The sequence below is a fragment of the Streptomyces sp. NPDC026500 genome (genome assembly GCF_055567635.1).
The window spans coordinates 1-1355 of record NZ_JBVHQB010000071.1 but is presented as its reverse complement, the minus strand read 5'-3'; the positions used below and the strand labels follow the sequence as shown (position 1 = coordinate 1355).

The 1355-nt window shown below is 68.1% G+C and carries 2 protein-coding genes; one reads left to right on the top strand and one right to left on the bottom strand.

From position 1 onward, the window contains the following. Window positions 1–124 precede the first annotated feature (124 nt). Window positions 125–499 (top strand): DUF6896 domain-containing protein, encoded by a 375-nt coding sequence (locus ACZ4N5_RS43030; protein WP_467762411.1) that lies wholly within the window; start codon window positions 125–127, stop codon window positions 497–499. A gap of 4 nt (window positions 500–503) precedes the next feature. Here ACZ4N5_RS43030 and ACZ4N5_RS43025 read toward each other — a convergent pair. Further along, window positions 504–1312, bottom strand: a protein-coding gene (locus ACZ4N5_RS43025; protein ID WP_467762412.1) for an IS5 family transposase whose coding sequence is annotated in 2 segments (ribosomal slippage) — window positions 504–973 and window positions 973–1312 — 810 coding nt in all. Because the reading frame shifts where the segments join, the coding sequence is not laid out codon by codon here. Window positions 1313–1355: the final 43 nt, after the last annotated feature.

Genomic DNA, 1355 nt, shown 5'->3' with positions numbered 1-1355 from the left:
CTAACTGATCGTTTCAGAATGCCGTCCTGCGGAGACGCTGGCGGCCCATGGAACAATCCCTTCAGTCACGGGCTCTGGGGGGGGATGACTCTGTATGGAACGGGTTGGGGCTGCACAGGAGCTCGTGCTTGGTTACGTCCAGGCTCTGAACGCGGTTGACGAGACCATGAGGGCAGCGATGCCCTCGCTTGAGCGACTCGCAGATGTCCTCGGCCTGGTCCGTTCGCGCCGGATCATCAGCCGGAGTGGGCACGTCGGCACCTACTCCTACACCGTTCATGGGGCAGGATGCCGCTTCGTGAGCGACAACGGTATTGAGGTCGATGTCGACTTCGCAGCCGACGGGAGGGAAGTCTTCGATCTCTGGCGGCTGCGTTGCTACGGGCTGAGCCTGCCGGAGCCTCTTGACGTCATGGATGAGGACCTGCAGTCCGCCGTGCGGTCGCTGCAGCCGCTTCTGACCGAGGTGCAGCCGGGGTGGTTCAGCGTAGCCAGCTGATCGCTCAGGCTGAGGTTCGCAGGCGGCGCAGGCATATGAGGCTGCAGGCCAGTTCAAGCAGACCCTGGTGGAGATCGGCTCGTCGTTCGTAGCGGGTGCGGAGCCGTTTGAACTGGTGGAGCCAGGCGAAGGCGCGCTCGACCACCCAGCGCACCTTGCCCAGTCCGGAGCCGTGGGCGACCCCGCGTCGGGCGATCAGGGGTTTGATGCCGCGCTTCCACAGCAGGCGGCGGTACTTGTCGAAGTCGTAGCCCCGGTCCGCGTATAGCCGCCGGGGCTTGTGGCGGGGGCGTCCTCGCAGCCCCCGGATCGGCGGAACGGTGTCCAGCAGGGGCAGGAGCTGGGTGACATCGTGCCGGTTACCGCCGGTGAGTGTGACGGCGAGCGGGGTTCCGTGCCGGTCGACGATCAGATGGTGCTTGGAGCCGGGGCGAGCACGGTCGACGGGCGAGGGGCCAACATGATCCCCCCTTTGAGGGCCCGGACATGCGAGCCGTCCACGGCACAGTCGTCCAGGTCCAGCAGGTCGGCGCGGCGAAGCTCGGCCAGCAGGGCGGCGTGCAGGCGTGGCCAGACTCCGGCCTCGGTCCAGTCCCGCAGCCGGCGCCAGGCCGTCACTCCGGAGCAGCCCACGGTCTCCGCCGGGACGTCGCGCCATGCGACACCGGTCCGCAGCACGAACAGGACGCCGGCGAGGGCCACTCGGTCGGGAACGCGCAACCGTCCGGGATGACGGCGGCGCCGTTCGGGAGCGGGCGGCAGCAGCGGGGCCACCCGCTCCCACAGGTCGTCAGGAACAAGATCGGCACGCACCCGGACACCCTGCCGACCAAGATCGACGAGCACAAGACCTGCG